This window comes from Thermodesulfitimonas sp. (assembly GCF_052743955.1).
The window spans coordinates 1-2,160 of record NZ_JBRAIN010000159.1; the positions used below are offsets into that span (position 1 = coordinate 1).

The window sequence follows — 2,160 nt, forward strand, 5'->3', positions numbered from 1 at the left end:
TACAAGTCCGCCTATTCAATGGTTATGCCGTAAACCGGCGGATGATTTCCCCGGTACCGTAGCCGAAAGTAAAGCCTTCATTCTTTACTGCCCGCGCGCAAAAATAGTCTTTCTAATAGCGTCTGGTTTCGGCTAAAATCTTCATAATGACGAGTTCCCAAAATGAACGATAACTTTGGAGGTACTTTGCAGTGCGGATAATCGTGGGAATCACCGGCGCCTCAGGGGTCATTTACGGTATCAGCCTGCTTGAAGCGTTAAGACAGCTCAATGTAGAAACCCACCTCATCCTGAGCCAGCAGGCGGAGCGGTTAATTACGGCCGAAACAGCGTACAACCCCGAAGAGGTGCGGTCGCTTGCGGCCTATGCTTACGCGGCGGAGGATCTGCACGCCCCGGTAGCCAGCGGCTCCTTCCTCTGCCAGGGCATGGTGGTCGCCCCGTGTAGCATGAAGACCCTTGCAGGTATCGCCAGTGGTTACGCAGAGAACCTCATCCAGCGCGCCGCCGACGTAACGCTCAAAGAGGGCCGCCGCCTCATCCTTATGCCGCGGGAATCGCCCTTCAGCGCCCTTCATCTCCAGAACATGCTGAAGTTAGCCCGCTTAGGAGTTATCATTGCGCCGCCCGTGCCCGCTTTTTACACCCGGCCCCAAACGATAAACGACCTCGTCCGCTTCTCCGTCGGGCGGGTGCTGGACCTTTTAGGGATAGAACACCGCCTTTCCCCCCGGTGGGGTGAAGGCGGCGCTACAACAAACCTGAAGCGGGAAGCTAAATCAGATAGCGGTGCAGAATGAATGTGGCCAGCCCGAAGTAGATGAGCATGCTGCAAACATCCATTAGGGTTGTGATAAAAAGACCCGAAGCTAAGGCGGGATCAAAACCAAAGCGGTTGATCACCAGAGGCACTAGGCTACCGATGATAGCAGCAACAATCATGCTTAGGGCCAAAGAGAGCCCGACGATGAAGCCGAGTAACGTTTGCCCCTGCCAAGGCGTAAGCGATACCCGCCAAAACGAGGCCGGAAACCAGCCCCACGATAACCGCTACCCGCACCTCACCTAAAATCACACCCAAAACCGCGCGCGAGCTTACCTCCCCGGTCGCCAACCCGCGGACTACCACCGCCAGCGTTTGCGTAGCCAGGTTACCTGAATCACCAGCCATTACGGTCATAAAGAAGGCCAGAGCCGTTATAGCGCTCAGAGTCGCGGAAAAATTAGCGATCACGTGGCCGGCCAGAAGCTCCCCGAACATCAGCGCGACCAGCCACGGCAACCGTTTGGTTGCTCTCTTCACCACTCCGGCTTCAAAGTACCGCCCTTCATACTCTATATTGGCCAGCCGCAGGATGTCCTCCGTCGCCTCTTCCTCTACTACGTCAAGGATGTCGTCTACAGTAACGATACCCAGGAGCCTATTGCGAGCGTCAACCACCGGCACGGCCAGGAAGTCGTATTTGGCGACAATCCGGGCTACCTCCTCCTGGTCGGTATTAACGTCGACCCGGACTACCTCCGTACGCATGATGTCAGCCACCCGGGTACCGAGTGCGGAAAGGATCAATTCCCGCAAAGAGACTACCCCAACCAACCGGTTTTCTTTATCCACAACATAGACGTAATAAACAGTTTCGGCATCCGGCGCGGTAGCCCGGAGAATCTCTATTGCCTCTTGAGCGGTTACGTCCTCCCGCACGGAGACGAACTCCGCGGTCATAAGACCGCCGGCGGTATCCGGACCGTACTCGAGCAATTCCTGGACGTCTTCCGCCTCCGCCGCGCCCATCAGGGAGAGGAAGCGTTCCCGCTCTTCCTGGGGCATCTCCCCGAGCAGGTCGGCAGCGTCGTCGGTAGACATTTCGCGCAGGATCGCGGCCGCCCGCCACTCGCCCAGTCCTTCGAGCAGTTCCTTGACCTCGGAACGGTCGAGCTGGTAAAGTATCGCGGCGGCCTTCGAAGGCTCGCACATCCGGATAATCTTTATCCGCTGCGCAAGATTCAGCGCCGGTAAAACTTCGGCGAGGTCGGCGTAGTGGACCTCGCGCAAGAAGCGGCGGAGCCCTTCCGTCGGACCCGCTGCAAGAAAGCGCTTGATCTTACTCAGCACATCTACCGTCGCCGCAGTCATCTTCCCGCGCCCCCAAGAATAAAAGC

3 protein-coding genes are annotated in these 2,160 nt (G+C 57.4%); 1 reads left to right on the top strand and 2 read right to left on the bottom strand.

Going from position 1 to position 2,160, the window contains the following annotated elements; all coding sequences use genetic code 11:
• The first annotated feature begins 191 nt into the window (after window positions 1-191).
• Window positions 192-800: a UbiX family flavin prenyltransferase gene (locus tag ACUVTA_RS09505; RefSeq protein ID WP_445952697.1), complete on the top strand. Its 609-nt coding sequence runs from the start codon at window positions 192-194 to the stop codon at window positions 798-800.
• On the opposite strand, the gene ACUVTA_RS09510 is transcribed toward ACUVTA_RS09505, so the two are convergent.
• Window positions 775-942, bottom strand: coding sequence for a magnesium transporter (locus ACUVTA_RS09510; RefSeq protein WP_445952698.1), 168 nt, complete (start codon window positions 940-942; stop codon window positions 775-777). The two genes, ACUVTA_RS09505 and ACUVTA_RS09510, sit on opposite strands and share 26 nt — an antisense overlap.
• Window positions 917-2,160 (bottom strand): magnesium transporter (gene mgtE, locus ACUVTA_RS09515; RefSeq protein WP_445952699.1); only part of this gene is annotated, 1,244 nt, incomplete at its 5' end. The genes ACUVTA_RS09510 and mgtE, both read right to left, overlap by 26 nt.